General features: G+C 68.2%; 20 protein-coding genes. 11 read left to right on the top strand and 9 right to left on the bottom strand.

Features of this window, described 5'->3' with window-relative positions; genetic code table 11:
* Positions 1-579 precede the first annotated feature (579 nt).
* The 3 genes from ABD830_RS45675 (at position 580) to ABD830_RS45665 (ending at position 2,699) form a co-directional block, all read left to right on the top strand.
* The gene (locus ABD830_RS45675) at positions 580-1,515 is read left to right on the top strand and encodes an ABC transporter permease (protein ID WP_345001383.1); all 936 of its coding nucleotides are present in this window, start codon (positions 580-582) and stop codon (positions 1,513-1,515) included.
* A complete protein-coding gene (locus ABD830_RS45670) occupies positions 1,508-2,374 on the top strand; it encodes an ABC transporter ATP-binding protein (protein WP_345001381.1) in 867 nt (288 codons plus the stop codon). The genes ABD830_RS45675 and ABD830_RS45670 overlap by 8 nt, the downstream gene beginning before the upstream one ends.
* Before the next feature lie 169 nt (positions 2,375-2,543).
* A complete protein-coding gene (locus ABD830_RS45665) occupies positions 2,544-2,699 on the top strand; it encodes a hypothetical protein (protein ID WP_345001379.1) in 156 nt (51 codons plus the stop codon).
* Between the two features lie 761 nt (positions 2,700-3,460).
* Here ABD830_RS45665 and ABD830_RS45660 read toward each other — a convergent pair.
* Positions 3,461-4,483 (bottom strand): hypothetical protein, encoded by a 1,023-nt coding sequence (locus ABD830_RS45660; RefSeq protein WP_345001377.1) that lies wholly within the window; start codon positions 4,481-4,483, stop codon positions 3,461-3,463.
* Positions 4,484-4,804: 321 nt separating this feature from the next.
* The gene (locus ABD830_RS45655) at positions 4,805-6,121 is read right to left on the bottom strand and encodes a KamA family radical SAM protein (RefSeq protein ID WP_345001375.1); all 1,317 of its coding nucleotides are present in this window, start codon (positions 6,119-6,121) and stop codon (positions 4,805-4,807) included.
* Between the two features lie 178 nt (positions 6,122-6,299).
* Here ABD830_RS45655 and ABD830_RS45650 point away from each other — a divergent pair, with 178 nt between their 5' ends.
* The 5 genes from ABD830_RS45650 to ABD830_RS45630 all read left to right on the top strand — a co-directional run bounded on the left by ABD830_RS45650 (position 6,300) and on the right by ABD830_RS45630 (position 13,488).
* The gene (locus ABD830_RS45650; protein WP_345001373.1) at positions 6,300-6,857 is read left to right on the top strand and encodes a DUF1707 SHOCT-like domain-containing protein; all 558 of its coding nucleotides are present in this window, start codon (positions 6,300-6,302) and stop codon (positions 6,855-6,857) included.
* A gap of 107 nt (positions 6,858-6,964) precedes the next feature.
* Complete coding sequence (plsX, locus tag ABD830_RS45645; protein WP_345001371.1) at positions 6,965-7,984, top strand: phosphate acyltransferase PlsX; 1,020 nt, start codon at positions 6,965-6,967, stop codon at positions 7,982-7,984.
* 52 nt (positions 7,985-8,036) lie between these two features.
* Entirely contained in the window at positions 8,037-10,319 is a 2,283-nt protein-coding gene (locus ABD830_RS45640; protein ID WP_345001369.1) for an HAD-IC family P-type ATPase, read from the top strand.
* Positions 10,316-12,043: an arginine--tRNA ligase gene (gene argS, locus ABD830_RS45635; RefSeq protein ID WP_345001367.1), complete on the top strand. Its 1,728-nt coding sequence runs from the start codon at positions 10,316-10,318 to the stop codon at positions 12,041-12,043. Before ABD830_RS45640 ends, argS begins: the two co-directional genes overlap by 4 nt.
* 113 nt (positions 12,044-12,156) lie before the next feature.
* Entirely contained in the window at positions 12,157-13,488 is a 1,332-nt protein-coding gene (locus tag ABD830_RS45630; protein WP_345001365.1) for a hypothetical protein, read from the top strand.
* A 26-nt stretch (positions 13,489-13,514) separates the two neighbouring features.
* Here ABD830_RS45630 and ABD830_RS45625 read toward each other — a convergent pair whose 3' ends face one another.
* A complete protein-coding gene (locus ABD830_RS45625; RefSeq protein WP_345001363.1) occupies positions 13,515-13,898 on the bottom strand; it encodes a cell division protein SepF in 384 nt (127 codons plus the stop codon).
* A gap of 519 nt (positions 13,899-14,417) precedes the next feature.
* A complete protein-coding gene (locus ABD830_RS45620; protein ID WP_345001361.1) occupies positions 14,418-16,718 on the bottom strand; it encodes a hypothetical protein in 2,301 nt (766 codons plus the stop codon).
* Between the two features lie 428 nt (positions 16,719-17,146).
* Here ABD830_RS45620 and ABD830_RS45615 point away from each other — a divergent pair, with 428 nt between their 5' ends.
* The 3 genes from ABD830_RS45615 to ABD830_RS45605 all read left to right on the top strand — a co-directional run bounded on the left by ABD830_RS45615 (position 17,147) and on the right by ABD830_RS45605 (position 20,044).
* Entirely contained in the window at positions 17,147-17,644 is a 498-nt protein-coding gene (locus ABD830_RS45615) for a hypothetical protein (protein ID WP_345001359.1), read from the top strand.
* Positions 17,634-19,406 (top strand): DUF4012 domain-containing protein, encoded by a 1,773-nt coding sequence (locus ABD830_RS45610; RefSeq protein ID WP_345001357.1) that lies wholly within the window; start codon positions 17,634-17,636, stop codon positions 19,404-19,406. Before ABD830_RS45615 ends, ABD830_RS45610 begins: the two co-directional genes overlap by 11 nt.
* A gap of 62 nt (positions 19,407-19,468) precedes the next feature.
* A complete protein-coding gene (locus ABD830_RS45605) occupies positions 19,469-20,044 on the top strand; it encodes an arsenate reductase/protein-tyrosine-phosphatase family protein (RefSeq protein ID WP_345001355.1) in 576 nt (191 codons plus the stop codon).
* Here ABD830_RS45605 and ABD830_RS45600 read toward each other — a convergent pair.
* The 5 genes from ABD830_RS45600 to ABD830_RS45580 are packed head-to-tail and all read right to left on the bottom strand — an operon-like array spanning position 20,022 to position 25,642.
* Entirely contained in the window at positions 20,022-21,422 is a 1,401-nt protein-coding gene (locus ABD830_RS45600) for a tyrosine-protein kinase domain-containing protein (protein WP_345001353.1), read from the bottom strand. The two genes, ABD830_RS45605 and ABD830_RS45600, sit on opposite strands and share 23 nt — an antisense overlap.
* A 4-nt stretch (positions 21,423-21,426) precedes the next feature.
* Positions 21,427-22,455 (bottom strand): MraY family glycosyltransferase, encoded by a 1,029-nt coding sequence (locus ABD830_RS45595; protein WP_345001351.1) that lies wholly within the window; start codon positions 22,453-22,455, stop codon positions 21,427-21,429.
* Between the two features lie 8 nt (positions 22,456-22,463).
* Positions 22,464-23,453 (bottom strand): NAD-dependent epimerase/dehydratase family protein, encoded by a 990-nt coding sequence (locus tag ABD830_RS45590; protein WP_345001349.1) that lies wholly within the window; start codon positions 23,451-23,453, stop codon positions 22,464-22,466.
* A 57-nt stretch (positions 23,454-23,510) separates the two neighbouring features.
* Positions 23,511-24,464, bottom strand: coding sequence for an NAD-dependent epimerase/dehydratase family protein (locus ABD830_RS45585; protein ID WP_345001347.1), 954 nt, complete (start codon positions 24,462-24,464; stop codon positions 23,511-23,513).
* Complete coding sequence (locus ABD830_RS45580) at positions 24,461-25,642, bottom strand: glycosyltransferase (protein WP_345001345.1); 1,182 nt, start codon at positions 25,640-25,642, stop codon at positions 24,461-24,463. The genes ABD830_RS45585 and ABD830_RS45580 overlap by 4 nt, the downstream gene beginning before the upstream one ends.
* Between the last annotated feature and the right edge of the window lie 16 nt (positions 25,643-25,658).

The raw sequence follows: 25,658 nt of genomic DNA, 5'->3' as shown, positions 1-25,658 counted from the left end.
GCCGGCGGCAGTCCCGCCACTGTCAGAGGCACCGCCGCCACACGCGGCAACCGCGAGGGCAAGCAGCGCGGTACCGGCGACGATCTGTGCGCCCTTAGTAACACGCATGGTGAAAGAATTCCTCCCTCTACAGGTGGGCGTAAGCGCTGAGCTGCGGTGATCGTGAGCAGCCTGACGGGGGGTCCTGGTATCCCCCGGGTTTGGCTGACATGGTCAAACCAGCCGACGCCCTGCCAGTCGATCGCGACTATCCCTTACTACTTGCCACCAGGGAGTCTCTGGCGCGTTGCAGTTCGGTCACACGTGTGCCAATCCAGCGTCACAGACATTCAGTGCAGGAAGCGTCAAACCGTACAAAGATGATGCAACCGGCACAGCCTGGACGTGAACAGTCGATGAAAATTACCCCCTATCGGAGAGTGGTCGTGCCCTTGCCACCACACCCCGGCTCGCTGGGCTACGGTTGAGCAGGTCTTGACGGCGCTTTGGGAACCCGGCGTCGCGAGACTCCGTCCAACTGACTGTCGCCAACCCGCGTGACAGGCACCCCATCGACCTGGATCCAATAGAGTCCTTGCCATGAGCCAGCCGGAATCCGCTGTCGCGGACGCCCAGGCGGGCGGCCGAAGCGGGCAGGAGCCGCTGGCCAAGCTCGCCAAGAGATACGGGCTTCGCCGTGCCATCGCGCGGCCGAGGTTCCCTGTCTATGTGCGCCAGCTCTGGGAGCGGCGTCACTTCATCCTCACGTACGCGACCTCGCGCAACGTCTCGAAATACTCGAGCTCGGCCCTCGGCCAGCTGTGGCAGGTGCTGACGCCCCTGCTCAACGCGGCGATCTACTACGTGATGTTCGGCGTCATCCTCGGCGGCAAGAACGGCATCCAGAACTACCCGGCCTTCCTCCTGACCGGGATGTTCGTCTTCACCTACACGCAGCGGACCGTCACCGCGGGCGCCAAGTCGATCTCGGGCAACCTCTCGATGATCCGGGCCCTGCACTTCCCCAGAGCCTCACTGCCGTTCGCCTACACGATCCAGGAGTTGCAGCAGCTCGCCATCTCCATGGGCGTGCTCCTGGGCATCGTGGTGCTCACCCAAGAATGGCCCACCTGGTTCTGGTTCATGATCCCCGTGGTGCTGCTGCTCCAGACGATGTTCAACGTCGGGGCCGGCCTGGTCGTCGCCCGGCTGGGCGCCCAGATGCGCGATCTCAACCAGTTGCTGCCGTTCATCACTCGTTTCTGGCTCTACGCCTCCGGCGTCTTCTTCTCCATCCAGGACAAGGTGGTGACCTCCGCCAAGCTGCCCCAGTGGGTCGCCAACGTGATGTATCTCAACCCCACCGCTTCCTACATCGAATGGATGCGGGAGATCCTCATCTCGTCCCACAACAAGGCGTCCGGCCACCACCCGCCGACGATGGTGTTGGTGTCTTGCGTATTCTGGGCGGTGTTCGCGCTTGGATTCGGCTTCTGGTACTTCTGGCGAGCCGAGGAGAGGTACGGGCGTGGCTGAACTGACCAAGGAGCTGTCACAGGTGAAGGGCGAGAAGCCCGCCGTCCCCGGCAAGGATGTGAGGGTGCATCCCAATCCGGAGCCCCAGGGCAAGTCGCCGATCGACGTCCCCACGGGCACTCCGACCGTCATCGTCGACGACCTCCACATCGTCTACCGCGTCTACGGCGCGGCCTCGGACGCCGAGAAGGGCAACGCGGTCAACGCCCTCACGCGCCTCCTCAAGCGCCAGGGCCGGCCGCAGATGAAAGAGGTCCACGCGGTCAAGGGCGTCACGTTCGTGGCCTACCACGGCGACGCCATCGGCATCGTGGGCCGCAACGGCTCGGGCAAGTCCACGCTGCTGCGCGCCATCGCGGGCCTGCTCCCCCCGCACGAGGGCGCCGTCTACACCGACGGCCAGCCCTCGCTGCTCGGCGTCAACGCGGCCCTCATGCGTGAGCTGACCGGCGAGCGCAACATCATCCTCGGCTGTTACGCCATGGGCATGACGCCTGCCGAGGTCCGCGAGAAATACCAGGAGATCGTCGACTTCTCCGGCATTGACGAGTTCGTCCAGCTGCCCATGTCCACCTACTCCTCCGGCATGGGCGCCCGCCTCCGCTTCGCCATCTCCTCGGCCAAGACCCACGACGTCCTCCTCATCGACGAGGCCCTGGCCACGGGCGACCGCGAGTTCCGCAAGAAGAGCGAGGAGCGGATCCGCCAGATCCGCGAGTCCGCCGGCACGGTCTTCCTCGTGGCCCACGATCTCAAGGTCATCGAGGAGACCTGCAACCGCGTCATCTGGCTGCACAAGGGCAAGATCAAGATGGACGGCGACCCGAAGGAAGTCATCGCCGCCTACAACAAGGGCTGACTCCGCCTTTCCACCAGCGCCGCCCTGCGGGTGGCGCTATTTGTGTGTTCGATCTTGCGTGCGAAACTCCGGCGACCCGTGTGACAAAAGACTGACAGCGAGCCTGCCGTTCCGATAGAATTCGAACGTCAATTCGATCCGAGGGTCGCTGATGGAGTGGGAGCGCGCGATGGTGGAGCTTTCGACCGCGATCGACCACCTGGCCACCGAGGACGTGTCCGAGATTCCCCGGATGCAGCTCGCCGAGCAGCTGCTGGAGTTGCACTGGCAGATGGCCAGGCTGCAGGCCCAGATAGCCCGCCGCACCGGCGTCCGCCTGCCATAGTCAGCTGGTTCCAGACCCCACCGGCAAAAAAGGCCGCCGGCCCCGATGAAGACGGGACCGGCGGCGGAGCTCGTGCGGCGCCGCTGCCCTGCAGTTGGCGGCGCGGTGCACGAGCCAGGGCGTGGGCGCGTCCGCCCAGGCCCGTCATGAGACCGCCTGCTTTCGCGGGGTCTCAACCCACGCGCGTCAGTGCCTCGGGCGCCTCTGGCACCTGCGAGCGCCCGTCGGCCTGTCGCGTCGGTGTGACGACGTCTCCCCATCGGCCCCGCCGACCTGCCGCACCAGAAACGGCGGCACCGGGCCTCCAGCACCAGAACGAACGGCACTCGGGCCGCCGCGCTCCGGCAACGGGCTTACGGCCTGCCTGGCCGGAGCGGCGGCACATCGACCACCGCGCCACGGCAACGGCATGCGGTCTGTCGCGTCAGGCCTGCTGCGCACCACAGGCGCATGCAGGCCGGCGCGCGCCTGACTGACGCGTACAGACCATCGTGCGGACAGACCCGCACAGATCACCGTGCGGACCGTCGTGCCGGCGGGCGGGGTGCTGACCGCCGTACAGACGGACGGCACAGATCGCCGCACCGGGACGCCGGCGCCGGGCCCGGGAAAGGGAAAGGACGTCGAGGGAACAGCTGGGGCGCGCGAACGGGACCGCGTTGTCGCCGGCATGGCCGGTCCCCGGGCGTCGGCACCTATGACACCCGCGAACCGTCGCACCGGCTCTCGGCGAGCCGCCGCTCTGGCGCCTGCATCCGCGTCTAGTTGCGGATCCAGGAGTCCCGCACCGAGCTCGTCAGCGCGTCGGTGGTCCATCCAAGCGCGGTCAGCACGTCGCTGTACGTGCCGGCCGCCTTGGTCGCATTGGTGGAGACGAAGCTGGAGGCGTCCTCGGCGAGCGGCGTGAGGCCGTCCGCGGAGGCGGCATGCGTGGCGCCCGGCAGCGCCTCGATGACCGGCGCCATCTCGGACGGCGCGACCTGCCCGATCAGGGGCGACAGCCGGCCGCTCCCGGCGCGCGGCAGCGCGCGCCTGGCCGCCTGGCTGAGGCCGCTCACGACGCCGTCGGCCGACAGGGAGTCGGCGCCCTTGGTGGTGCTGTTCATGACCCTGGCCGCGGTACGGCTCACGTCCGCGACGCTGGAGCCGGTGGCCGGCAGGAGGGTGGCGCTGTGGACCTGGTTCACCATGTCCCCGGTGGGGGTGCGGAGCAGGCCCGTCAGCGCGTCGTAGGCGCCGCCCGAGGTCACGGTCTGGCCGCCGCCGTTCTTCACCGAGGGCAGCTGCGTCAGCGGTACCGCGTCCGGCAGGACGGGCACGGGGAGAGCCTCGGTCAGGCCACCGCCGCCGAGCGGCAGCCCGCTCGCGATCTGCGACAGCTCGGGCAGCGGACCGCCCTGCCGGGTGACGTCCTCGGCCGCGTTCGGCGTGATGACACGCTTCCGGCGGTTGGTGGGTACTCCGTTCCGGCGGTTGACCTGCGCGCCGTCCTGCCGGTTCGCGTGCGTGCCGTCCTGGCGGTTCGCCGGTACGGCGGCCGGCTCGGCCCCCGGCCTCCGGTTGGCAGGGCGCGCGCCCGGCTTGGGCTGGGCGGTGCCCTGCAGCATGCCGTTCAGCAGGCGCCCGCCGACCACGCCGCCCAGCAGGCCGCTGATCGGGATCCCCGCAGTGGTGCCCCCGCTCTGTCGCTCGTACCTGGCGGTGTCCGCCTGGGCCGGCACGGCAAGAGCCGCCGCCAGGCCAAATGCTGTGACGGCTGCCGCCGTCTTGACTAGTCGATTCATGATTGCCTTCCCGGCTCGTGATCGATCGCTCTCGAATGAGGTGGAAATGCGAATCGATAACCCCCGAATGCCGTGGCGGGCGCGCTATGGGCACCACACGCTACGTACCGTCACGGCTGAGCTACGCGAGAAGTTCTATCACCGGCCATGATCGGCCGCAGGCGCATGAATGCCCATGTAACCGGGGTTTGCAGGCCGGTTACCGAGCGGAGGGAGGCGTACCCACGAAAAATCCGCCCCCGGCGGCCCGCGAACAAGAGGGGTGGCGAAAACAAATGCCACGGGCCGGGAGAGCGGATTTCTCGGTGGACGGGCAGCCGGTCAGGCGGGCAGCAGCGCGCCCGCCGGCTCGAACGGGAAACGGTCGGCGAAGGCCGGGCGCAGGTCCGTCAGCCACACCGCGGTCGGGTCGTAGCGGGCGAAGAACGGCCGCCCGACCAGCGACGGGTCGCGCGCCTGGATGAGGTGGAGCATGAACACCTGCTCCCCCGCGATCTCGGTGACACCGTCGACGCACACCTTGCCCGGCGTGGCCGACATCGACGGCCCGCGGACCGTGCGGCAGAGCCCCGAGACGCTCGAGTACGCGTCCCTGAAGATCTCGTACGCGCGCGCCAGCGGCACCGCGAAGTAGTCCTGCGGCCCGGTGTCACGCTCGATGAACATGTAATAGGGGATCATCCCCATCCGCAGCTGCCGCCGCCACATGTGCGACCACACGGCGGGGTCGTCGTTGATGGACCTGATCAGCGGCGCCTGGGTCCTGATCGTGGCGCCGCTGCCGAGGATGCGCTTGACCGCCGACTCGACCAGCGGTGACTCCAGCTCGCGCGGGTGCGAGAAGTGGGCCATGAACGCGAGGTTCTTGCCCGCGTTCACCACCTCCTCGAACAGCCCGAGCGTGGCGTCGGCGTCGGGATCGGTGGTGAAGCGCTGCGGCCAGTAGCCCAGCGCCTTGGTGCCGATCCTGATCGACTCCACCTGCTCCAGATCCAGCAATGGCTCGATATATCGTCTGATGACAGGCTCGCCCATGATCATCGCGTCGCCGCCGGTGATCAGGACGCTGGTGACCTCGGGATGACGGCGAATGTAGGCCACCATCTGGTCGATGTCGTCGGAGGCGAACTTCAGGTCCGCGTCACCGACGAACTGCGCCCATCGGAAGCAGTAGGTGCAGTACGCGTGACAGGTCTGCCCCTGCTTGGGGAAGATCAGCACGGTCTCCGAATACTTGTGCTGCATGCCGGGCACCGGCTCATCGCCCATCTTCGGGACGTTGAGCTCTTTCTGGCCGGCGGGGTGCGGGTTGAGCTGCGCACGTACGCGGTTGGCCTCGGCCTGGATCTCTGCGTTGGGCGCCTCGGCCTTGAGCAGGTCGGCCAGCCGCGCGACGTCGGCGGCGGGCAGCATGTCCGCCTGCGGGAAGACGAGCCGGTAGATCGGGTCGTCGGGCGCGGCCGACCAATCTATGAGTTGATCGACGACGTAGGCGTTGGTCCGGAACGGCAGCACCGTGGCGACGGCGCGGACTTTCAGCCGCTGCTCGTCGTCGAGCCCCGCTCGCTTCAGAAGCTCGTCAAGGTGCTTGGACGTGTACGCCTTGAAGCGTCGCGTGCCTGCCTGGTTCAAGATCACTAGGCCGTTCCCATCTTTTTTGTTCGATCGGATGTAAACCTCACGACCCGGTCGCGCGTCTACGGTTCTTAATACCCGGACGCTGTCAGCGGCGTCAGCGGTTCCGCTGGACTCCAAGTTTTCCCTCAGGTTTGTGAACACTCGCGACATATCGCGATTCGTCATACACTGATATCTCGTGACCCACGATCCGGACATGCGCGCCTCAGACGCCGATCGCGACCGCGTGGCCGCGGTCCTGGCCGAGGCGCTCGCGACAGGAAGACTCACCAGCGTCGAGCACGCCGACCGCCTCGACGTCGCCTACGCGGCGAAGACGATGAGCGAGCTCGTCCCCCTCACCCGGGACCTTCCCGAGGTGGCCGCGTCCAACGTGCCCGCCACCATCGAGCAGCAGGTCATCGACTCGAAGTTCAGCAAGATCGTCCGTAAGGGCCGGTGGGTGGCGTCCCGCAACACCCGGCTGTCCGCCCGGTTCGGCGCCCTCATCGTCGACCTGTCGGACGCGGTGCTGCCCGGACGCGAGATCACCATCGAGACGAACGCGTGGTTCAGCAAGCTGATCGTGCGCGTGCCCGACAACGCCCATGTGATCGACGAGGGCAGTTCGGTGTTCGGCAAGCGCAACGTGACGGGCGGATCGCAGGCGGACGGGCCGATGATCCGGGTCACGGGGTCGTCGAAGTTCTCCAAGGTGATCGTGTCGCGCGGGATGGACGACTGGAACCTCCACTGATACCCGCCGGTTAACCTGGCTAGTGCCTTGCCTACGATGCGGACATACCCCGAGCCCGTGTCCCGGTCCAGCCGTGCCGGCGGGCTCGATGCCGTACGAGGTGATCATTGTCCGACAGCAGGCCCATCGCGCTCGACGCCATGGGCGGCGACCACGCACCGCATGAGACCGTGGCGGGAGCGGTGCACGCCGTGCGCGAGCGCGGCCTGTCCGTCGTGCTCGTCGGCTCCCCGCGCGTGCTCTACGAGGCGCTCGCCGACCACGACGCCACCAAGGAAGTGCCGATCGTACGGGCCGAGGAGGCCCTGGCCATGGACGAGGGCGCGCTGGCCAGCCTGCGCCGCCCCCGCTCCAGCCTCGCCGTCGCCTGCCACCTCGTACGCCGCGGCGACGCCGCCGCGGTCGTGTCCGCGGGCTCCACGGCGGGGATCGTGGCCACCGGCAGGCTCCGGCTCAAAGGCCAGCAGGGCGTGCTCAGACCGGCCATAGCGGTCCCCATCCCCACTCTTCCTCAGCCCACCCTGCTCATCGACGCGGGCGCGAACGCCGAGGTCAAGCCGGAGATGCTGGTGCAGTTCGCCCATCTGGGGACGGCCTACGCCGAGCTGGCGTACAACATCGAGACGCCCAGAGTCGGCCTGCTCACCATCGGCAGCGAGGCCGAGAAGGGCAACAAGCTGGTCAAACGCGCCCACGAGCTCCTCCTGACCTCACCCGGCGTCAACTTCACCGGCAACGTCGAGGGCCACGACCTGCTGGCCGGCAAGGCGGATGTGATCACCACCGACGGTTTCACCGGGAACGTGGCGCTGAAGACCATGGAAGGCGCGGTCCGTTACGCGTTCTCCGAGCTCAGGGAGGTCGTCAGCGAGAGCCGGCTGGCCAGGCTGGGCGCCGCCATGCAGCGCTCGCGCATCCGCGAGCTGCGCCGCCGCCTCGACCCCGAAGCGTACGGGGGCGCCGTGCTGCTCGGCCTGAACGGCACCGTCGTCATCGCCCACGGCTCGTCCAGGGCCGAGGGCATCAGCGCGGCCTGCAAGCTCGCGGCCGACCTGTCCGCGGCCGGAATCGTCTCCCGCATCGGCGACAAGCTGAGCGCCACACATCGCTCCCACAGACTCTGGTGACACCGTAAGGTGGCACCGATCCACAGAAACAGGGGGTTATGTGGAGTCAGTGGTGCATGGGCTCACTTCGGCACAGGCAGCGGGGGCGAAGCCCAACCAGGTGCCGCGGCGGTCGAGCAGATCGCTGAGCGCGATCATCAGGGCGAACGTCTTCACGCTGTTCAACCTGGTCATCGGCGTGCTCTGGGCGCTGGTCCTGATCTTCGGCGAGTGGCAGGACAGCCTGTTCGGGCTGGTCATCGTGGCCAACGTGCTGATCGGGATCGTTCAGGAGTTACGGGCGAAGCGCACGCTCGACAAGCTCGCGGTGATCAACGAGGCTCCGGTCAGGGTACGGCGCGACGGCGAGGAGCGGCAGGTCCAGCCGCACCAGGTGGTGCTGGGTGACCTGGTCCTCCTGGGTCCGGGCGACCGCCTGCTGGTCGACGGCGAGATTGTCGAGTCCGACGGGCTGGAGGTGGACGAGTCACTGCTGACCGGCGAGGCCGACCCCGTGCACAAGCTGCCGGGCGACCAGGTCCTGTCGGGCAGCTTCGCGGTGGCGGGCGCGGGAGCGTTCGTGGCCACGAGGGTCGGCACCGACGCGTACGCCGTGAAGCTGGCCGAAGAGGCGAGCAGATTCCACCTCGCCCATTCCGAGCTGCGCGAGGGCGTGGCGAACTTCATCAAGTACATCACCTGGCTGGTCGTCCCGATCGGCGCCCTGCTGATCTACAGCCAGCTCAAGCACTCGGCGGACTTCGGCACCGCGATCACCGGCGCGGTCGCGGGCATCGTCACCATGATCCCCGAGGGGCTGGTGCTGATGACCTCGATCGCGTTCGCGGTCGGCGTCATCCGGCTCGGCCGGCACAAGTGCCTGGTCCAGGAGTTGCCCGCGATCGAGGGTCTGGCCCGGGTGGACGTGCTCTGCCTGGACAAGACGGGCACGCTCACCGCCGGCGGCATGGACCTCGACCAGGTGCTGCCCCTGCGTGACGGCCAGCCGATCGAGAACGCGCTGGCCGCGCTGGCCCACCTCGACAGCCGCCCGAACGCCACCGCCGAGGCCGTACGGGCCCGCTACCCGGTCCCGGGAGACGGCTGGACGGCCGGGACGACGGTGCCGTTCTCCTCGGCGCGCAAGTGGAGCGGGGCCGACTTCGGCGAGCGGGGCGCGTGGGTGCTGGGAGCTCCCGACGTGCTGCTCGACGGCGGGGACGGCTACGACAGGGCCGCCGAGCTGGCCGCCACCGGCACCAGGGTGCTCGCGCTCTGCCGTGTGAACGCCCTACCCGCGGGCGAGGGAGCGGAGCCGGTGGCGCTCGTCACGTTCAAGCAGCGCGTCAGGCCCGACGCCCGGGAGACCCTGCGCTACTTCGCCAGACAGGGCGTCACCGTCAAGGTCATCTCCGGCGACAACCCGGCCGCCGTCTCCGCCATCGCCGCCGACCTGGACATCCCGGACGCCCACCGCTCCGTGGACGCGCGGACCCTCCCCCAGGACGACCCGGACAAGCTGGGCGAGCTGCTCGACTCCCACACCGTCTTCGGCCGCGTCAGCCCCCAGCAGAAGCGCGAGTTCGTCGGGGCACTCCAGGCCCGGGGCCACACCGTGGCCATGACCGGCGACGGCGTCAACGACGTGCTGGCGCTGAAGGACGCCGACCTCGGCATCGCGATGGGCGCGGGCAGCCCGGCCACCAAGGCCGTGGCTCAGGTGGTGCTGCTGGACGACAGGTTCGCCACGCTGCCGCACGTCGTGGGCGAGGGCCGACGGGTGCTGGCCAACGTCGAACGGGTCTCCAACCTGTTCCTCACCAAGACCTTCTACGCCATCGTGCTGTCGCTGTGCGTGGGGGTGGCCGGGGTGATGTTCCCGTTCGCGCCCCGTCACTCCACCCTGACGAACGCCCTCACCATCGGCGTCCCCGCGCTCTTCCTCGCGCTCGCGCCCACGCTCGAACGCTCGGAGCCCGGCTTCGTCCGCAGGGTGCTGCGCTTCGCCGTACCGGCCGGGGTGCTGTGCGCGGCGGCGGTGCTGATGTCGTTCTGGGCCGCGCACAGCGGCACGTCCACCCTCGTCGAGGACCAGACGTCGGCGGTGATCACGCTCTTCCTCACCACCTGGTGGGTGCTGGTGCTGATCGCCAGGCCGCTCAACTGGTGGCGGATCGCCCTGGTCGGCGCGATGGCGGCGGCGTTCGCGATCGGGCTGACGATCCCCTTCGTCAGGCATTTCTTCGCGCTCGAACCGGGCGACATCAGCAACGACCTGACCGCCGTCGGCATCTCGATCGTGGCGGCGTTAATGATAAGCGTCGCCGTCAAGGTCGCCGGTACCCTTAGAACATGACCGACCCGCAGATCATGCTCGCCGAGCGCGTCCAGCAGGCGCTGGCCCGCGCGTTCGGCTCCGAGCACGCCGACGCAGACCCGCTGATCCGGCCGTCCCAGTTCGCCGACTTCCAGGCGAATGTCGCGATGAGCCTGGCGAAGCGACTGCGACGGGCGCCGCGGGAGGTCGCCGAGGCGATCAAGGCGGAGCTGTCCGACTTCCCCGGCACGGTCGAGGTCAGCGGCCCCGGCTTCCTCAACATCACGCTCGACGGGTCGTGGATCGAGTCCGAGGCCACGCGGATGCTGGCCGACCCGCGGCTGGGCGTCGGCACGATCACGCCGTCGCAGACCGTGGTGATCGACTACTCCGCGCCCAACGCGGCCAAGGAGATGCACGTCGGCCACCTGCGCACCACGATCGTGGGCGACTCGCTGGCCCGGCTGCACGAGCACCTCGGCAACACCGTGATCAGGCAGAACCACCTGGGCGACTGGGGCACGCCGTTCGGCATGCTCATCGAGCACCTGCTCGACATCGGCGAGGAGGCCGCGGTCGCGCAGCTGGAGGCCGGCCAGGGCACGGAGTTCTACCAGGCGGCGCGGGCCAAGTTCGACGGCGACGACGCGTTCAGGCAGCGGGCCCGGGTGCGGGTGACCACGCTGCAGTCGGGCGACCCCGACACGCTGCGGCTCTGGCACGTGTTCATGGACGCGACCGTCCGCTACTTCAACAAGATCTACAGCCTGCTGGGCGTGACGCTGACCGACGCCGACATCGCCGGCGAGAGCATGTACAACCCCATGCTGCAGAAGACGTGCGACGACCTGGAGGCGGCCGGGACGGCGGTGATCAGCGAGGGCGCGCTCTGCGTGTTCCCGCCCGGCTTCACCGGCTCCGACGACAAGCCGCTGCCGCTCATCATCAGGAAGAGCGACGGCGGCTACGGGTACGCCACCACCGACATGGCGGCGATCCGCTACCGCGTCCACGACCTCAAGGCCGAGCGCATGCTCTACGTCGTGGGCGCCGATCAGGCGCTGCACTTCCGGATGGTGTTCGCCGCGGCGCGGCAGGCGGGCTGGCTGCCCGACTCGGTCTCGCCCGAGCATGTCCAGATCGGCATGATGCTGGGCAAGGACGGGCGCAGGTTCAAGACCCGCTCCGGCGAGTCCGTCAAGCTGATGGACCTGCTCCAGGAGGCCGTCGACCGGGCCACGGCGGCCATCGCCGAACGGGGCTACGACGAGGCCACGACCAACGAGATCGCGCACGCCGTCGGCATGGGGGCGGTGAAATATGCCGATTTGTCGGTCAGCCACGACAGCGAGTACGTCTTCGACTTCGACCGCATGCTCGCCTTCACCGGCAACACCGGCCCCTACATGCAGTACGCGACGGCCAGGATCCGCTCCATCTTCCGCAGGGCGGGGGTCGACCCGGCCGACGCGGCAGGGCCCCTCGTGCTGGCCGCGCCCGCCGAGCGCGCGCTCGGCCTCCACGTGCTGGGTTTCGGTGAGCTGATCTCCCAGGTCACCGCCGAGTCCGAGCCGCACCGGCTGTGCGCCTTCCTCTTCCAGACCGCCAGCCTGTTCAGCACGTTCTACGACGAGTGCCCGGTGGTCAAGGAGGGCGTCGACCCGGAGACCAGGCAGCGGCGGCTGGCCCTCTGCTCGCTGGTCCTGCGGGTGCTGGAGACCGGGCTCGACCTTCTGGGCGTCCCTGTCCCCGAGCGTATGTAACAACGCAAAGTCCGCAGATCCGTCGTGGGCGCGTCTTCACGTGGTTGACGCGCCCCAACGGCTAGGCTTTTGCGCGGTCATGAACAGAGGCCGAATTGGGGGAGTTCTCTGCCTTGAGCACTGACCTGTCTGCGAGTCCCCCGGCGGCTGCGGAGGTGCATCGCTACGCCGAGGCACTGCTGGCGCACCTCGCCGCCAAGGGCGCCGCGCCTCCCGCCACACCTAGTTTTCGCGACATACCTGGTTATTGGCTGCCTCCGGCCGTCGAAGCCCTCGTCGCCATCCTCGCGGGCGAGGACCCGCTGGAGCCCCTGAGCAAGGCCGCGGGCCGCGACCAGCAGCAGACCGCGCTCTTCCTCTGCCTGGCACTCGCGGTGTCCGGGCAGGGCAGCCGCATCCACGCCTCCTGGCTCGGCACCGCCTTCGGCGAGCTGTCACTCGAACGGCCGGTCTCCCACGGCCAGCGCTCGCTCTGGCTGGCCGCCGCCAGGGGCGCGTACGGCCCCGCCGGCAAGATCTTCGTGCTGCGCAAGCTCGACGCCCTGGCCGTGCAGGAGCACACCGACGCTGATCAGTGGGTACAGGCGCTGGCGCCGGGCGAGCCGTCGGTCGTCGTACCGCCCTCGCTGGTCGACTTCCCGGAGATGGCGGAGATCCCCGAGCTGGCCAGGCCCGCGGTGGCGGCCGCCCGGCTGGCCAGGCTGCGCGGGCGGTGCGCGGAGATCACCTCGACCCGGCAGACCGAGCGCGACATCTCCGCCCCGCTCGACAACAGCTCCGGCAGTCCGGCCACGACCTGGGCCGAGGACGAGCCGCTGGCCGTCCTGCGCTCCCTGATCGGCTCGGGCGGCCCGGCCGGGCCGATGGCCTCGCTCAGCACGTACCTGCTCGAGGACCTTCGTCCCGGCGCCGACCCGCACCTCGCCGCCATCGCCCTGCATGTGGCGGCACCGGTCCTGCGCGGCGTGGCCGAGGAGCTCGAGGCCGACAGCCGCCTCGCGCCGCCCGCCACGCTCACCGTGGCGCTGCTGGGCCATCGCATCGAACTGCGCCCTGAGGGGCCCGAACCGTCGTCGCTCGCCGTCGCCGAGAGCGTGATCATCGCGGACGGCTTCGCTCCCCGCCCTCGTCCGTGGGCGGCCATGATGCTGCTCGTGGCGGGGGTCGCCTGCCTCATCGGCGCGGTGTTCGCCAGCATTCTGCTCGCCGCCGCCGGGGTGGCCATGCTCGGCCTGGGGGGCTGGCAGCTCTGGCAGCGCCGCAAGCTCGTCGAGGCCGACGCCCGATACGCGGCCGCGCAGGTCAACGAGCTGAGAGAGCTGGCGGAGGGCGCGGTGTGGGCCCTGCACGCCTACGCGCGGGAGGCGGACACGCGCGCGAAACAGGCCGCGGAGGACGCAACCGAGCTGACCCGGCTGATCCGTCGCGGCCCGCGCGCCGGATAGCTCGCCGGCCGAGGCCGGCGCCTGGCTCAGGTGGTCTCGATCTCCACGTGAGCGGGCGCGAGCAGGAAGACGCGGTCGGCGATGCGCTCGATCCGCCCCTCGCACCCATAGGCCAGACCGGCGGCGAAGTCGACCATCCTCGTCGCCTCAGGCATCGCCATGCCCGAGACGTCCATGATCACTGTCTGCCCTTCACGGAAGTGCTGACCGATCAACGGCGCGTCGTTGTACTTGAGCGGCTGGATCATCACGATGCGCGACGCGTCGACGTTGGCACGCCACCGCCGGGCGGCCCGCTCGGTCGCGGGGACGTACTCGTCCTCATAGCCGTCGTCGTCGTCATAACCCTCGTCGTAGTGATCGACCCCGCTCAGGCCAAGGTAGCTCACCACCTTGCGTACTGCCCCCATCGGCTTGTCCTTTCTTCAGGAACTCACCGTAATCGGCACGTCCCTACTCATTGGACGGTAACCGACGATTCCGCATTCGCCACGCGACACGCCCAGCCCTAATTCCATTTTGTACGGCTTGCAGCCCGCTTGCAGCTGGATATCCGACCCCCAGGATGAGGCGGATCCCTGCGCCTGTTCACTGTGGGTGCCTTCACAGACACAGCTTTCCACGCCTATCCCACCGGTGTCTGCCCCCTGGGCTCTCGAGTTACTGACCGTTGGACGCGGACCGTAGCAGCCGCCTCCGACATCTTCCGGACCGCCGCCCTGCTCGGCGATCCGGCATCGAGACATACCCAGCTCACGGGCTTTATGCGGCGGACGCCGCCGCGAGCCCGCTCGAATTCCGGCGGCAGACCGCTCGCCTGTCATGAATCGCCTGGTGGACGGCGGAATTCAGCGGCCATGGCAGTGAGTCTCGCCCACCCGGAGAAAGCACTCGCGCGGGCTCGAAAAAGCCCATCTGGCAGGCTCCGGCTACCTCTGTCGGCTCGGGAGCCGGTAGACGGCATAATCGCCCGCTCGGTACCGGCACTCGGCGAACCCATCAAGGCTGACACCGGCGGGCAGCCGGCGTTCGTCGGCCAAGAGCCAACGCACTCCGAAGTCGTTTCGCAGGCGGCCGATCGTTTCAGCCGAGGGCTGCTGGAACGCGGAATCGTTGGCCCGGATCCGATCGAGGTCCCAGAACGGCAGGTCCTCCGCCACCTGACCGGGACGCCACCGGTCCATGTTGGTCGCCGTATAGGTCCAGCCCTCGACCAGCACACGGCGTTCGCTGAGCGCGGCGACCCAGAACTCGCGGGTTTCACATTTGCTCACGATCGCGATACGGCAATGCACGTTCGTGGCGACGAGGTCCCCCGGCCGCGAATGGGCCCGTAGCCACCGCCCGGCGGCGAACAGGCCGACCGGGACCGCCCAGGCAGAGGGGATCTTGCTCGGCGGTACGCGCGTACCGGGCAACGCCCGAACGAACCAGGCGGCAGGCGATCCCGCGGCCGTCACCATGCACAGGATCAGGGCACAGACACGCCGCTTGTCCTGCCGCAGGACCCGTAGCACGAGCGCGGTGAGCAGGACGACTCCCAGCAGCGCGAGGTAGGGCAGGTACAGGATGATGTCGTCACCGGATCCCAAGGGGATCTGGACGTTGAAAGCGATCTTGATGATGTACACGGCAGCCATGGCGAGACCTGCCACGAGCACAACTGCTGCCAACGGCGCCCGTGCACTCCGTACGACGAGGGTCAGTCCGTGGGCCGCGACCATCGCGAGGTAGGGGTAGGGCCCCTGAAGGAAATACGCCTGCGACAGGTGCGGGTGAGCGAAGAGGAGCGCCACCGCGCAACCGCTCACGCTCATGGCGAGCGCCAGCACCACCACTGGACGCAGCAACAGCAGTGGCCGGCGGAGTAGCCCCAGCACTCCGCACCATGCGATGGCCCCGCACAGCAGGCACAGCAGGGTGACGCCGGCCATGGTGGCCGACGGCACCTCGGCCACCCGGCCGAGTCCGGTCAGGTTTCTCCAGGTGACCCGGACGAGCGACAACGGATCGAAGACCATCCCCTGGCGGGCCCCACCGAAAAGCACGAACTGCGCGAAGATCAGGCACACCGCGGAAAGCCCGAGAGCGCCGAGCACTCGCCAGGGCGCGCGACGCCGCCTGAGCGTCTCGACGGCTGCGACAGCGACGAGCCCCGCCGCGAGAAGAGGCAGATAGGTGGCCTTCGCCCCCGTGACCGCCACCAGCATGACGCCCAGAAGCACCCACCGGCCCCATGTCGGACGCCGAAGCTCCAGCACGTCGATGAGAAGCAGGACGACCGGAGTGAAGAGCACCGCCCCGAAGACCTGGGTCGGGCTCGACCATGACTGCACAGGGTTCCAGGTGAACAATCCGGAAATCGTATGCAGGTACAGGTCTGGTGCCAGCAGGAAGACCGTGCCCGCGACTGCGCACAGCGCGCCGCCCCTCGAACCCGTCACGCGGCGGCCCAGTGCCGCGAGAGTGATCACGAGCGCGGCGTACATGGGCAGCATCGCCAGGCGGAAGAGCAGCACCAACGGCTCGATCCCGGTCACCCAGCTCGTGGCCGCGAGGTGGGCGTAGACGAACCAGTGGTACACGAGGGGCTCGCCGGCGACCGTGGGCACCATCGGTGGCATGTGGTGCTTCAGCTCGCCGACCAGCGACAGATGGAAGGGCATGTCGACGGACGACACCCCCAACACGGGCCAGGTGAGGGAGTTCGTGCTGTAGAGACTGACGGCGGTCCACACGACCAGGCAGATCATGATCAGCGCCAGACACCACGACCACCAGAGAGGCGTGCGCCCGGCCCGCGCGTCGCGTTTCCAATACCGGCGCAGCCTGGGCACGGCAAGAAAGACCGCATAGGTGCTGATCGGCCAAGCCAGGAAGAGCAAGGGCAGCCCGAGCGCGCGGGCCGGGACATACGTGAGAACTTCCAGGGCGTACCCGAGTGTCAAGCCGAGCGCGAGTTCCTCCGGGAGCGGGTGCGCACGCCGCGAGAACGCCCGAACCAGCAGCAGGCCGGGAAGCACGATGCCGAAGAGCACGTACACGCTGAAGAGAGCCAGATCGGCGACGGAGACACCGTAGACGACAGCGGTGCCGCCGGCAGAGAGGACCACCGCCGTCGCAGGCAACCAGGCCGCAGCACGTCGCAGTGATCCATCCGCCGGTGGCTCCTTCTTCTCCGGTCCCGGAGAAGGGGCCACCGGACGAGCAAGCGATGGTGCTTCCGCCATATGCGCCAGCTTGGCGACGGTCCGCGCCACAGACCGGCACGAATTCCGCCCTATGGAGATGTCCTTGCATGTTCTTTATTGCCGACCATTGATGGCCACCATCGGATGGCGTGTTCCGGATGAAGCTTCGGGCCGGAATTATGCGGCATTGGCCCCTTTGTTCCACACGCCGGAGACGCGCCATCTATGCAGGCATGCCACAGCATTTAGTCGCTTTTGTCCTGGTCAGAGCCTATTCTCAAGGTCCCCACGCATGGATCCGGCCCGACCGTCAAAGTACGGAGAACCTTCAGTGACCATTTGGCAAGAAACGTACGGGGGAAGGAGTATCCATGGGCTCACCGCATATAACCGTTCCGTAGCGAACATGTCGCCAGCATTCCGGGCGAAATGTTCGCTTGGCCGAGGAACCGTTACGGGAGACCGATATGCCAGACAAGATCACGAAACCAGTATTGCTCGCGGCAGTGCTCGGGACCGGCCTCGCGTTGGGGAGCGCCGGACTGGCGCTCGCGACCGCGGCACCGATCGACGGGGTTCATGCGAAGAGCGCACCCACCACGACCATCACCACGATCACGCCCACGCAGACCACCACCACGGCGTACCCGCCTACGCCCACCGCCACCGAGACAGAGGTGGAGTTGGAGATCGACCCGCGGGAGACGGAGTTCGAGAGCGACCGTGACGAGGACGACGACGCGCTGTTCAACCGCAACCAGTCGTTCGTGGACGTGGAGGTCGATGATCGCGGTGCGCGTAACTTCCACAACAACTTCCGTAGTCCCGAAGAGCACGGCGAGGAGCTGCCGTTCACCGGCGCGCCCCTGTCCACCCTGGCCGCGGCGGGCGCGGGCCTGCTGCTTCTAGGAGCCGCGGGCACGATCATCGCCGTACGGCGTCGCCGCACTGCCAGTGCCAAGTAAGAAGCGCCGGCGCGTCGTCACAGGTCTGCTCTGCTCCTCGGCAGGCCTCGCGCTGGCCACGGGTTGGTCGGCGTACCTCGGCCTGAGCGTGCGGGACAACCTGCAGGCGACCAGGGACGCGCTGGTCCGGCTCCGCATGAGTGACCCGGCCGGATCGGCCGCGGCGCTCGCGAACGCGAAACGGCGTGCGGAAGAGGCACGCCGGCTCACCAGCGGTCTGGACTGGTCGTTGCTCACCCACGCTCCCGTGGTGGGAGAGGGCGCGACGACCGTCCGCGGGCTGGCCGAGGCCGCGGCGGAGCTGACGAGTACCCTGACGGGCCTCCAGCAGGCCGGCGCGGGGCTGATGACGGCCAAAGGGCTCTCCATGGGCAACGTGGGGTCCCTGCTGGCCGGACTGGAAGCCGCTGCGCCGGCCCTGCGTTCCGCCTCCGACCGCGTCGATCTGACGTGGTCACGCCTGGCGGCCACCCCGGGCGACACCGGCTCGGCCGAGGTCGACCAGGCCCGTGCCGCCGCTCTGGACGAAGTCGAACGGCTGAGCGGCTGGATCGGCGCCGCCGACGACGCCGCTGCCCTGCTGCCCCCGATGCTGGGCCGGCATGGCACGCGCCGCTACTTCCTGGCCTTCCAGACCAACGCCGAAGCACGCGGGACCGGAGGGCTGGTCGGCGCGTTCGGCATCCTGAAGGCCGGGCAGGGCCGCATCAGCATCGAACGGCTCTCCCCCAACAACGACCTGGAGTCCGGTTCGGCCCAGGTCGCCGATCACGGGCCGGCCTTCAGCTCACGCTACGGACCCAGCGCGGTCTCCCTGCTGTCCAATTCCAATCTCTCCCCGCACTTCCCGTACGCGGCGGAGACCTGGACGGCGCTGTGGCGTCGGCAGACCGGCCGGGAGCTGGACGGCGCGATCGCGACCGATCCGGTCGGCCTGTCCTACCTGCTGAAGCTGATCGGGCCCGTCAAACTGCCCACCGGCGAGACGGTGACCGCGGACAACGTGGTCTTTCTCACCGAGGGAGCGGCCTACGCCCGCTACACCGACCCGCTCGACCGCAAGAGGTTCCTCATCACGGTCGCCAGCGCGGTGAGCGAAGCGCTGACCAGGGAGCATCTGGATTTCATGGCGGCGCTCCCTACCTTGTCGAAGCTGCTGAACGAGCGACGGATGCAGGTCTGGAGCCGCAGGGACGCCGAACAGGAGCGCCTGGAGGCGACCCCGCTCGGCGGCGTACTGCCGAGCGAGCCCGGGCCGTTCGCCGGGCTCGTGATCAACAACTCCGCCGGCACCAAGCTCGACTACTACCTGGACCGCTCGCTCCACTATGAGCTGGACGCCTGCCGCACCGACGGGCAGCGTGTCACCAGGGCTCGGATCCGGCTCGGCAACGACGTGCCGCGCATGAAGCTGCCCTCGTACGTCACCGACCGGCTCGACAGCTGGAAACACCGCCCTGTCGTCGGATCCAATCTGACGTGGGTGTCGTTCTACGGCGCGGTCGGCGCCAAGCTCCAGGCCGTGCACATCGACGGGAAGCCCGCCCCGGTCGCCCAGGAGACCGAGCGAGGCCATCCCGTCTACTCCACCGTCATCCAGTTCGCTCCGAGGCAGACCCGGACGCTGGAGTTCGTCATGCTGGAACCCACCTCGGCCACACCGCCGGTGGTGCCCGTGCAGCCGCTGGCCCGCCCGCAGCAGACGAGGGTCACCGAGAACCGCGGGCCCTGTGTCCCGGTGGTTCGTGACACCGAGCGATAGAAGAGGTAAAGCCCGGTGCGCCGCGAGCGGCCGCCGGGCCGACTCCTCCTATCGTCACGCCCATGACGTCAGGGCAGGTCCTCTTTCACATCCTGTTCGTGTGCACGGGCAACCTGTGCCGCTCTCCGCTGGCCGAGCGGCTGACCCGGTCGGCCCTCGGCCCGCCGTTCGTGGTGACGAGCGCGGGCACCCACGCCGAGCCCGGTGTGGAGATGGCGGAGCGGTCTCGGCAGGTCCTGGTAGGCCTCGGCGGTGATCCGGACGGCTTCGTCTCGCAGCCGCTGACCGCGGAGCTGCTGGCCGGCGCCGATCTGGTGCTGACCGCCGCCAGGGAGCACCGGGCGGAGGCGGTGACGAGGCATCTGCAGGCCGCGCCCCGCGTCTTCACGATCGTCGAGTTCGGCGCCCTCGCCGCGGCGGCGGAGCGCGAGCAGATCACGTGTCATCGGGACGCCGTACGGCGGGCAAACGCGCTCGTCGAGCAGGCGCAGGCGCTGCGTGGCCTGGTCACGGTGGACCGGCCGGACATCCCCGATCCCATGGGGCGCTGGGTCTGGGCCCACAAAGCAGCGGGACGGAGAATCGCCAAGGCGCTCTCCGTCCCGCTGGAACTGCTCAAACAGCCGTGGTCGTCATGACGGTGTCCTTGGCCTCTTCCTTGGCCGACTCCGACTCGTAGTACCCGTATCCGTATCCGTAGCCGTCGTACCCGCTCGCCTTGGCCGGGACGAAGTTGAGCACAGTGCCGACGATCCTGGCCTTGACGGACGTCAGTTGCTCCATGGCCCGCTGGACGTGTTCCTGCCGCGTCTTGCCGTACCTGGCGACGAGCAGCACGCCGTCGCAGACCGCCGCAAGGGTGGCGGCGTCGGTGACGGGCAGCAGCGGCGGCGCATCGATGATCACCATGTCGTACTTGTCGGTGAGCTGGTCGAGCAGCTGATGCATCATGCGGGAGCCGAGCAGCTCGCTCGGGTTGGGCGGGATCTGGCCGCTGGGCAGCACGGAGAGCCGCGGCTCGCCCCACGTCTGGATCACTTCGGCCAGCCGCGCCTTGCCGATGAGCACATCCGTCAGGCCGACCGCGCCCTCGATCCCGAAGTAGTCGGGGAGGCGCGGACGGCGCAGGTCGGCGTCCACGAGCAGGACCTGCCAGCCCGCCTGCGCGAGCGTGATGGCAAGGTTGGAGCAGGTCGAGGACTTGCCCTCGTTCGGCAGGCAGCTGGTGATCACCAGCGACTTGGGCTGCTTGTCGATCCCGATGAACTGCAGGTTGGTGCGGAGCGAGCGGAACGCCTCTGCTCGGCTGGACCGCCCGTGCGGCCGCAGGATCAGGGGGTGGCGGCGGGCCGCGCGCTCGTAGCCGATGATGCCCAGCGTGGAGCTGTTGGAGTTCCGCTGCAACTCATGGGGGCTCTTGATGGTGGTGTCCAGGCGATCGCGGAGCACCAGCGAAGCCGCGGCGACAAGGAGCCCGATCAGCACGCTGAGCAATATGTTGACCACGGGCCTTGGGCTGACAGGCGCCTGAGGGACCTCGGCCTGGTCCACCATCGTCACCTTGATGGGCGGGCCGCTGTTCGGTGTGGGACGCTCGATCTTGTCGATGAGGGCGGAGAACCGGGCCCCCAACGCGTTCGCCAGCGATGCCGCTCGGGCGGCATCGCTGTCGCTGACGCTTGCGCGAATCAGAACCGTTCCCGGGACGACCTCCGTCGAGATGTTCGACTGCACCGACCCTATGGACTCCGGTCCGGTGATCTGACTGACCACCCGGCGGCTGGACAGCAGCGTGGCATAGGACTGCACCCTCTGCTCGGAAAGCATCCCCGCCTGGTACGCGGTGGAGGGGCTGCCTTCCTTGTCGTGACCGGTGACCAGCATGGAAATCGTCGCGACATACTTCGGCGGCGTATTGGCAGTGACCACAACCGCCGTGACCACTGAGAGGACCAGCGCCAGAAGGATGAGAAGCCAGTTCCTGCGTGCGAGCCGCACATAGTAGAGCAGATCCACTGGTTCAACGCCGCCTTTCACGGATTCTCGAAGAACTCTTGGCGTGATCCGTCGACGGATAGGCGTTCACGCCTTGCAGCAAGATGATGAGGACGACGGCGGTGCCGACCGTGACCATGGCTGTGATCAGCGGAGATGTCCAGCGCAAGGCCATCGCGACCAGGAAGCCGCCAAGGATGGCTGCGATCAGGCCGAGCCCCGCGGCGACCGCCCACGTGGGGAGACCCAGGCGGCGCAACCGGTGCGACACATGATCAGTCCCGCCCCGCAGCGGCGAATGTCCCGCCCTCAGCCGTGAAACCAGCACGACCCCGGTGTCGACGGTCGCGACGAAGGTCGGCAGGAGCAAGCCGGCGATCAGCGTGGGCGGCCCCTGCCCGGCCATGAGGAGGACGGCGGAGCAAGAGAGCAGGAAGCCGATGAACAGGGAGCCGGAGTCACCCATGAAAACCCTTGCGCGCGGCCAATTGTGCTTCAAGAAGCCCAAAGTGGCGCAAGTGAGCACGGTCATGAGCAGCGCCAGCGATGTCTGGGCCGACACGAAGGCTGATACCGCCAGGAACGCCGCGGTGACCGTGGCGACGGATCCCAGCACGCCGTCCATGTTGTCCAGCAGGTTGAAGGAGTTGGCCAGCACGACGAGCCAGACCACCGTGGCCACACCGTCCAGCCATCCACCCACGAGGGTGACATGGACGCCGGAGAGCACGACCTCAACCGCCGCCACGGTCTCCACGACAAGCCTGGTGACCGGGGGCAGCGGCCTGATGTCGTCGATCAGGCCGAGTAGCCCGACCACGGTCGCGCCCAGAAGAATCGCGATGACACGTCGATCCGTGAGTTCTGGCAGCGCGAGCGCGGGAACGAACGTGCCTAGCATGATCCCGATGCCGCCTACGTACGGGGTCGGGCGGGCGTGAGCCTTCTTGGCGCTGGGACGATCGGTCAGGTCCCAGCGCACCGCCAGGCGCTTCAGCGGCACGATCGCCGTGCCGCAGATCAGAGCGGCGGCTGCGCCCGAGGCGACAGCCATGATCCCGTTCACCGTATGGATGCCGTGAGGTCTTGGCGCGCTTCTTTGACGACCTCGGCGAGGATCTCGTCGAGCGTGCGCCGTGGAGCCCAGCCGGTGAGCTCGCGGAGCTTGCCGGTGTCGGGCACCCTGCGGACCATGTCCTCGAAACCCTGCTGGTATGCCTCGTCGTACGGAATGAGGTCCACCCGCGACGTGGACCCGGTGAGATCGATGATCAGTTTCGCCAGCTCCAGGATGCTCACCTCCTCCGCCGAACCGATGTTGAAGGTCTGCCCGATCGCCGCGTCGTGGTCGAGCAGCCTGAGCAGCGCCTCGACGACGTCCGTGACGTGGGCGAAGCAGCGCGTCTGGGTCCCGTCGCCGAAGATGGTGAGAGGTGCGCCGTGAACCGCCTGCCGGACCAGGCGCGGGATGACCATGCCATAGGCCGGGCTCTGCCGCGGTCCGACAGTGTTGAAGAGCCTCACCACGATCGTCGGCAGGCCGCGCTCTCGGTGATAGGCGTTGGCCAGGATCTCGTCGACGGCCTTCGCGGTGCTGTAGGCCCACCTCACGACCGCCGGGCTGCCCAGAATGCGATCCGCGTCCTCCCGCAACGGCCCTGAGGAGTTCTTGCCGTAGATCTCGCTGGTGCTGGTGATGAGAACCTTCTTGCGGTACCGATGGGCCGCCTCGATGACGATCTCAGAGCCGCGGATGTTGGTCGTCAGGCACCGGAGCGGCTGCTCGATGATCAGTTTGACGCCGACCGCGGCCGCGAGATGGACGACGACATCGCATTGGTGGACCAGCTCGTCCACCATGAGCTCGTCCAGCACCGAGCCGTGCACGAAGCGGAGGCGAGGATGCGGCCGGAGATTGTCGAGCCGTCCGGTCGACAAATTGTCCAGGACCACGACGGAGTCACCCCGTGCGAGCAGCGCATCGGCCAGATGCGACCCCACGAATCCACTGCCGCCCGTTATCAGGTAGGTGTTCTTTATTGCTTCGCTCACAAGCTTCCCCTAATCACATGCACACGGAGAGATTTGACTGCCGGAGGGAAGCGCAGGTCAGGCCAGGACACTGGGGCCGGCGGCCGCTGCCTTCTCGAACCAGGCCACCGTGAGACGGAGCCCTTCTTCCAGCGCGATCGGATGAGCCGCGGGGAACAGCTCGCGCAGCAGGCGCGGCGAGGCCTGCGATTCCCGGATGTCGCCACTCCGCGGAGGCAGGAAGACCGATTCGATCGGCCGGCCGAGAACGTCACCGAGCACGTCCTTGAGTTCCAGAAGGCTCACCCGCGTCCCGAAGGCGAGATTGACCGGCGTCGTGTGCGTGACCCGGCGGAGGATCGCCTCGACGAGCACGTTCACCACCGAACCCACATAGGTGAAGTCCCGCGCCTGGTGCCCGTCGCCGTGGATGGGCACCGGTCCCCCGCCTAGCGCCTTGGACACGAACGCCGGAACGACGGCGGCGTAGGCATGATCGGCGGCCTGCATCGGACCGTACACGTTGAAGAACCGGAAGCCGAGGACGGGCAGCTCGAAACTGCTCGCATACGCGAGAGCGTAGGCCTCGGTCGCCAGCTTGCTCGCACCGTACGGGCTGAGCGGCCGAGTAGGCAGGTCTTCGTGCTTGCACGGTTCCGCGCAGTCTCCGTACACAGAGGACGAGGAGGCGAGGATGACGTGCTGTTTCGCCGTACGGCAGGCTTCCAGCACATGGAGCGTTCCAGTGGCGTTGACGGAGTGCGAGGCCAGCGGGTCCGCCAGGGAGCGGGGGACGGAGGGCCGCGCAGCCAGGTGGACGACGGTGGTGGCATCCGCGGCCAGGTCTGCCAGCAGATCGCGGTCCAGGATGCTGCCCCGCACGAGCTCCACCCCGACGCCGTCGAGGTTGGTGGCATCTCCGCTGCTCAGATCGTCCAGCACCGTGAGCTGTTCCACCTCGGGCCGGGTCGCGAGCGCATGGCACAGGTTCGCGCCGATGAATCCGGCGCCGCCTGTCACGAGTATCTTCATCTGTTGCTTCCCCCTGGGATTCGCCGACGCCGCGACGACATGTGCAGCGACCTGTAGAGGTCCTGTGTGTCTGCGACGAGTCGTTCCACGCCGAACGCTTGTGTCGTCCAGTCCCTGGCTGCCTCGCCCATCCGACGTGCGAGGTCTCGGTCGGACAGGAGTCTCAGAGTGTGTGCCGCCAGCTCGGCGATGTCGGTGCCGCCCAACAAGCCGGTGTGTCCGTCTTTGACGACCTCCGCGACGCTTCCCACCCGGGTGGAGACGACCGGCACTCCGGCCATCCCCGCCTCGATGAGTGACAGTGGCGTCCCCTCGTTGTCGGAGGTCAACATGATCACGTCGGCGGCGGCGTAGACCGTCTCCACGTCTTTCCTCCAGCCGAGCAGGCGGAAGGTGTCCGGAGCGGTCTCGCCTCGCCGCTTGACCTCGGGTGTCAACTCGCCGCCTCCGCAGATGACGAACCGGCATTCCGGCGAACGTCGGAGCACCGCGTCGGCCACGGCGAGGAACCGGTCCGGTCGTTTCACCTGGGTGAGCCGGCCTACATACCCGACGACGGGCGCGTCCTGCGGAAGACCCAGCGCCGCGCGTGCCTCCAGCCGATCAGGGATCGGGCCGAGCCGCACACCGGGCGGAATCACCACGTACTGCTCTGCCTTGCCGATCCCGGCCTGGAGCAGGTCGTCCCGCACCTGCGTGCCGACTGTGACGAGCCGGTCCGATATGGAGGCGAGGAGTCGCTCGGAACGCACATAGAGACCGCGCCTGGCCGGCGAGAAATAGCCGTGCAGGAGGTGGCCGTGAAAGACGTGAACGCAGGCCGCGCGGATACCCGCAAGGCGGGCGGCCACCCGGCCCAGCGCCCCGGCCTTGGCCGTACGCGTGTGGACGATGTGCGGGCGGAACGCCCGCATGGCACCGATCAACCAGATGAGTGACCTGACATCGTCGCCGGGCCTGACCGATCTGCCGAGGCCCGGGACGCGGTTGACCCGCGTCTCCGCCTGCCGCAACTGGAGATGGTCCGCCTCGCCGCCGTCGACGTGACCGGCGTAGAGCCGATGATCGAACTCATCGGCGTCCAGCCTCTCGCACAACCCCATGACCTGCGTAGCAGGACCGCCGACGTTCAGGCGCGCGATGATTTCCATGACACGGATACGGTCGCCGTACGTCATCGCGGACTCCTCGGTG

Origin of the sequence: Nonomuraea helvata, assembly GCF_039535785.1 — a bacterium.
GTDB lineage: Bacteria > Actinomycetota > Actinomycetes > Streptosporangiales > Streptosporangiaceae > Nonomuraea > Nonomuraea helvata.
The sequence above is the reverse complement of the archived record's forward strand: the minus strand, read 5'-3'. Positions and strand labels throughout refer to the sequence as shown.

What these genes read in the sequence shown, in the direction of transcription:
- ABD830_RS45675 (WP_345001383.1), top strand. Translation starts at nt 580, where the DNA reads ATGAGCCAGCCGGAATCCGCTGTCGCGGACGCCCAGGCGGGCGGCCGA.
- ABD830_RS45665 (WP_345001379.1), top strand. Translation starts at nt 2,544, where the DNA reads ATGGTGGAGCTTTCGACCGCGATCGACCACCTGGCCACCGAGGACGTG.
- ABD830_RS45660 (WP_345001377.1), bottom strand. Translation starts at nt 4,483, where the DNA reads ATGAATCGACTAGTCAAGACGGCGGCAGCCGTCACAGCATTTGGCCTG.
- argS (WP_345001367.1), top strand. Translation starts at nt 10,316, where the DNA reads ATGACCGACCCGCAGATCATGCTCGCCGAGCGCGTCCAGCAGGCGCTG.
- ABD830_RS45625 (WP_345001363.1), bottom strand. Translation starts at nt 13,898, where the DNA reads ATGGGGGCAGTACGCAAGGTGGTGAGCTACCTTGGCCTGAGCGGGGTC.
- ABD830_RS45620 (WP_345001361.1), bottom strand. Translation starts at nt 16,718, where the DNA reads ATGGCGGAAGCACCATCGCTTGCTCGTCCGGTGGCCCCTTCTCCGGGA.
- ABD830_RS45615 (WP_345001359.1), top strand. Translation starts at nt 17,147, where the DNA reads ATGCCAGACAAGATCACGAAACCAGTATTGCTCGCGGCAGTGCTCGGG.
- ABD830_RS45605 (WP_345001355.1), top strand. Translation starts at nt 19,469, where the DNA reads ATGACGTCAGGGCAGGTCCTCTTTCACATCCTGTTCGTGTGCACGGGC.
- ABD830_RS45595 (WP_345001351.1), bottom strand. Translation starts at nt 22,455, where the DNA reads ATGGCTGTCGCCTCGGGCGCAGCCGCCGCTCTGATCTGCGGCACGGCG.
- ABD830_RS45585 (WP_345001347.1), bottom strand. Translation starts at nt 24,464, where the DNA reads ATGAAGATACTCGTGACAGGCGGCGCCGGATTCATCGGCGCGAACCTG.
- ABD830_RS45580 (WP_345001345.1), bottom strand. Translation starts at nt 25,642, where the DNA reads ATGACGTACGGCGACCGTATCCGTGTCATGGAAATCATCGCGCGCCTG.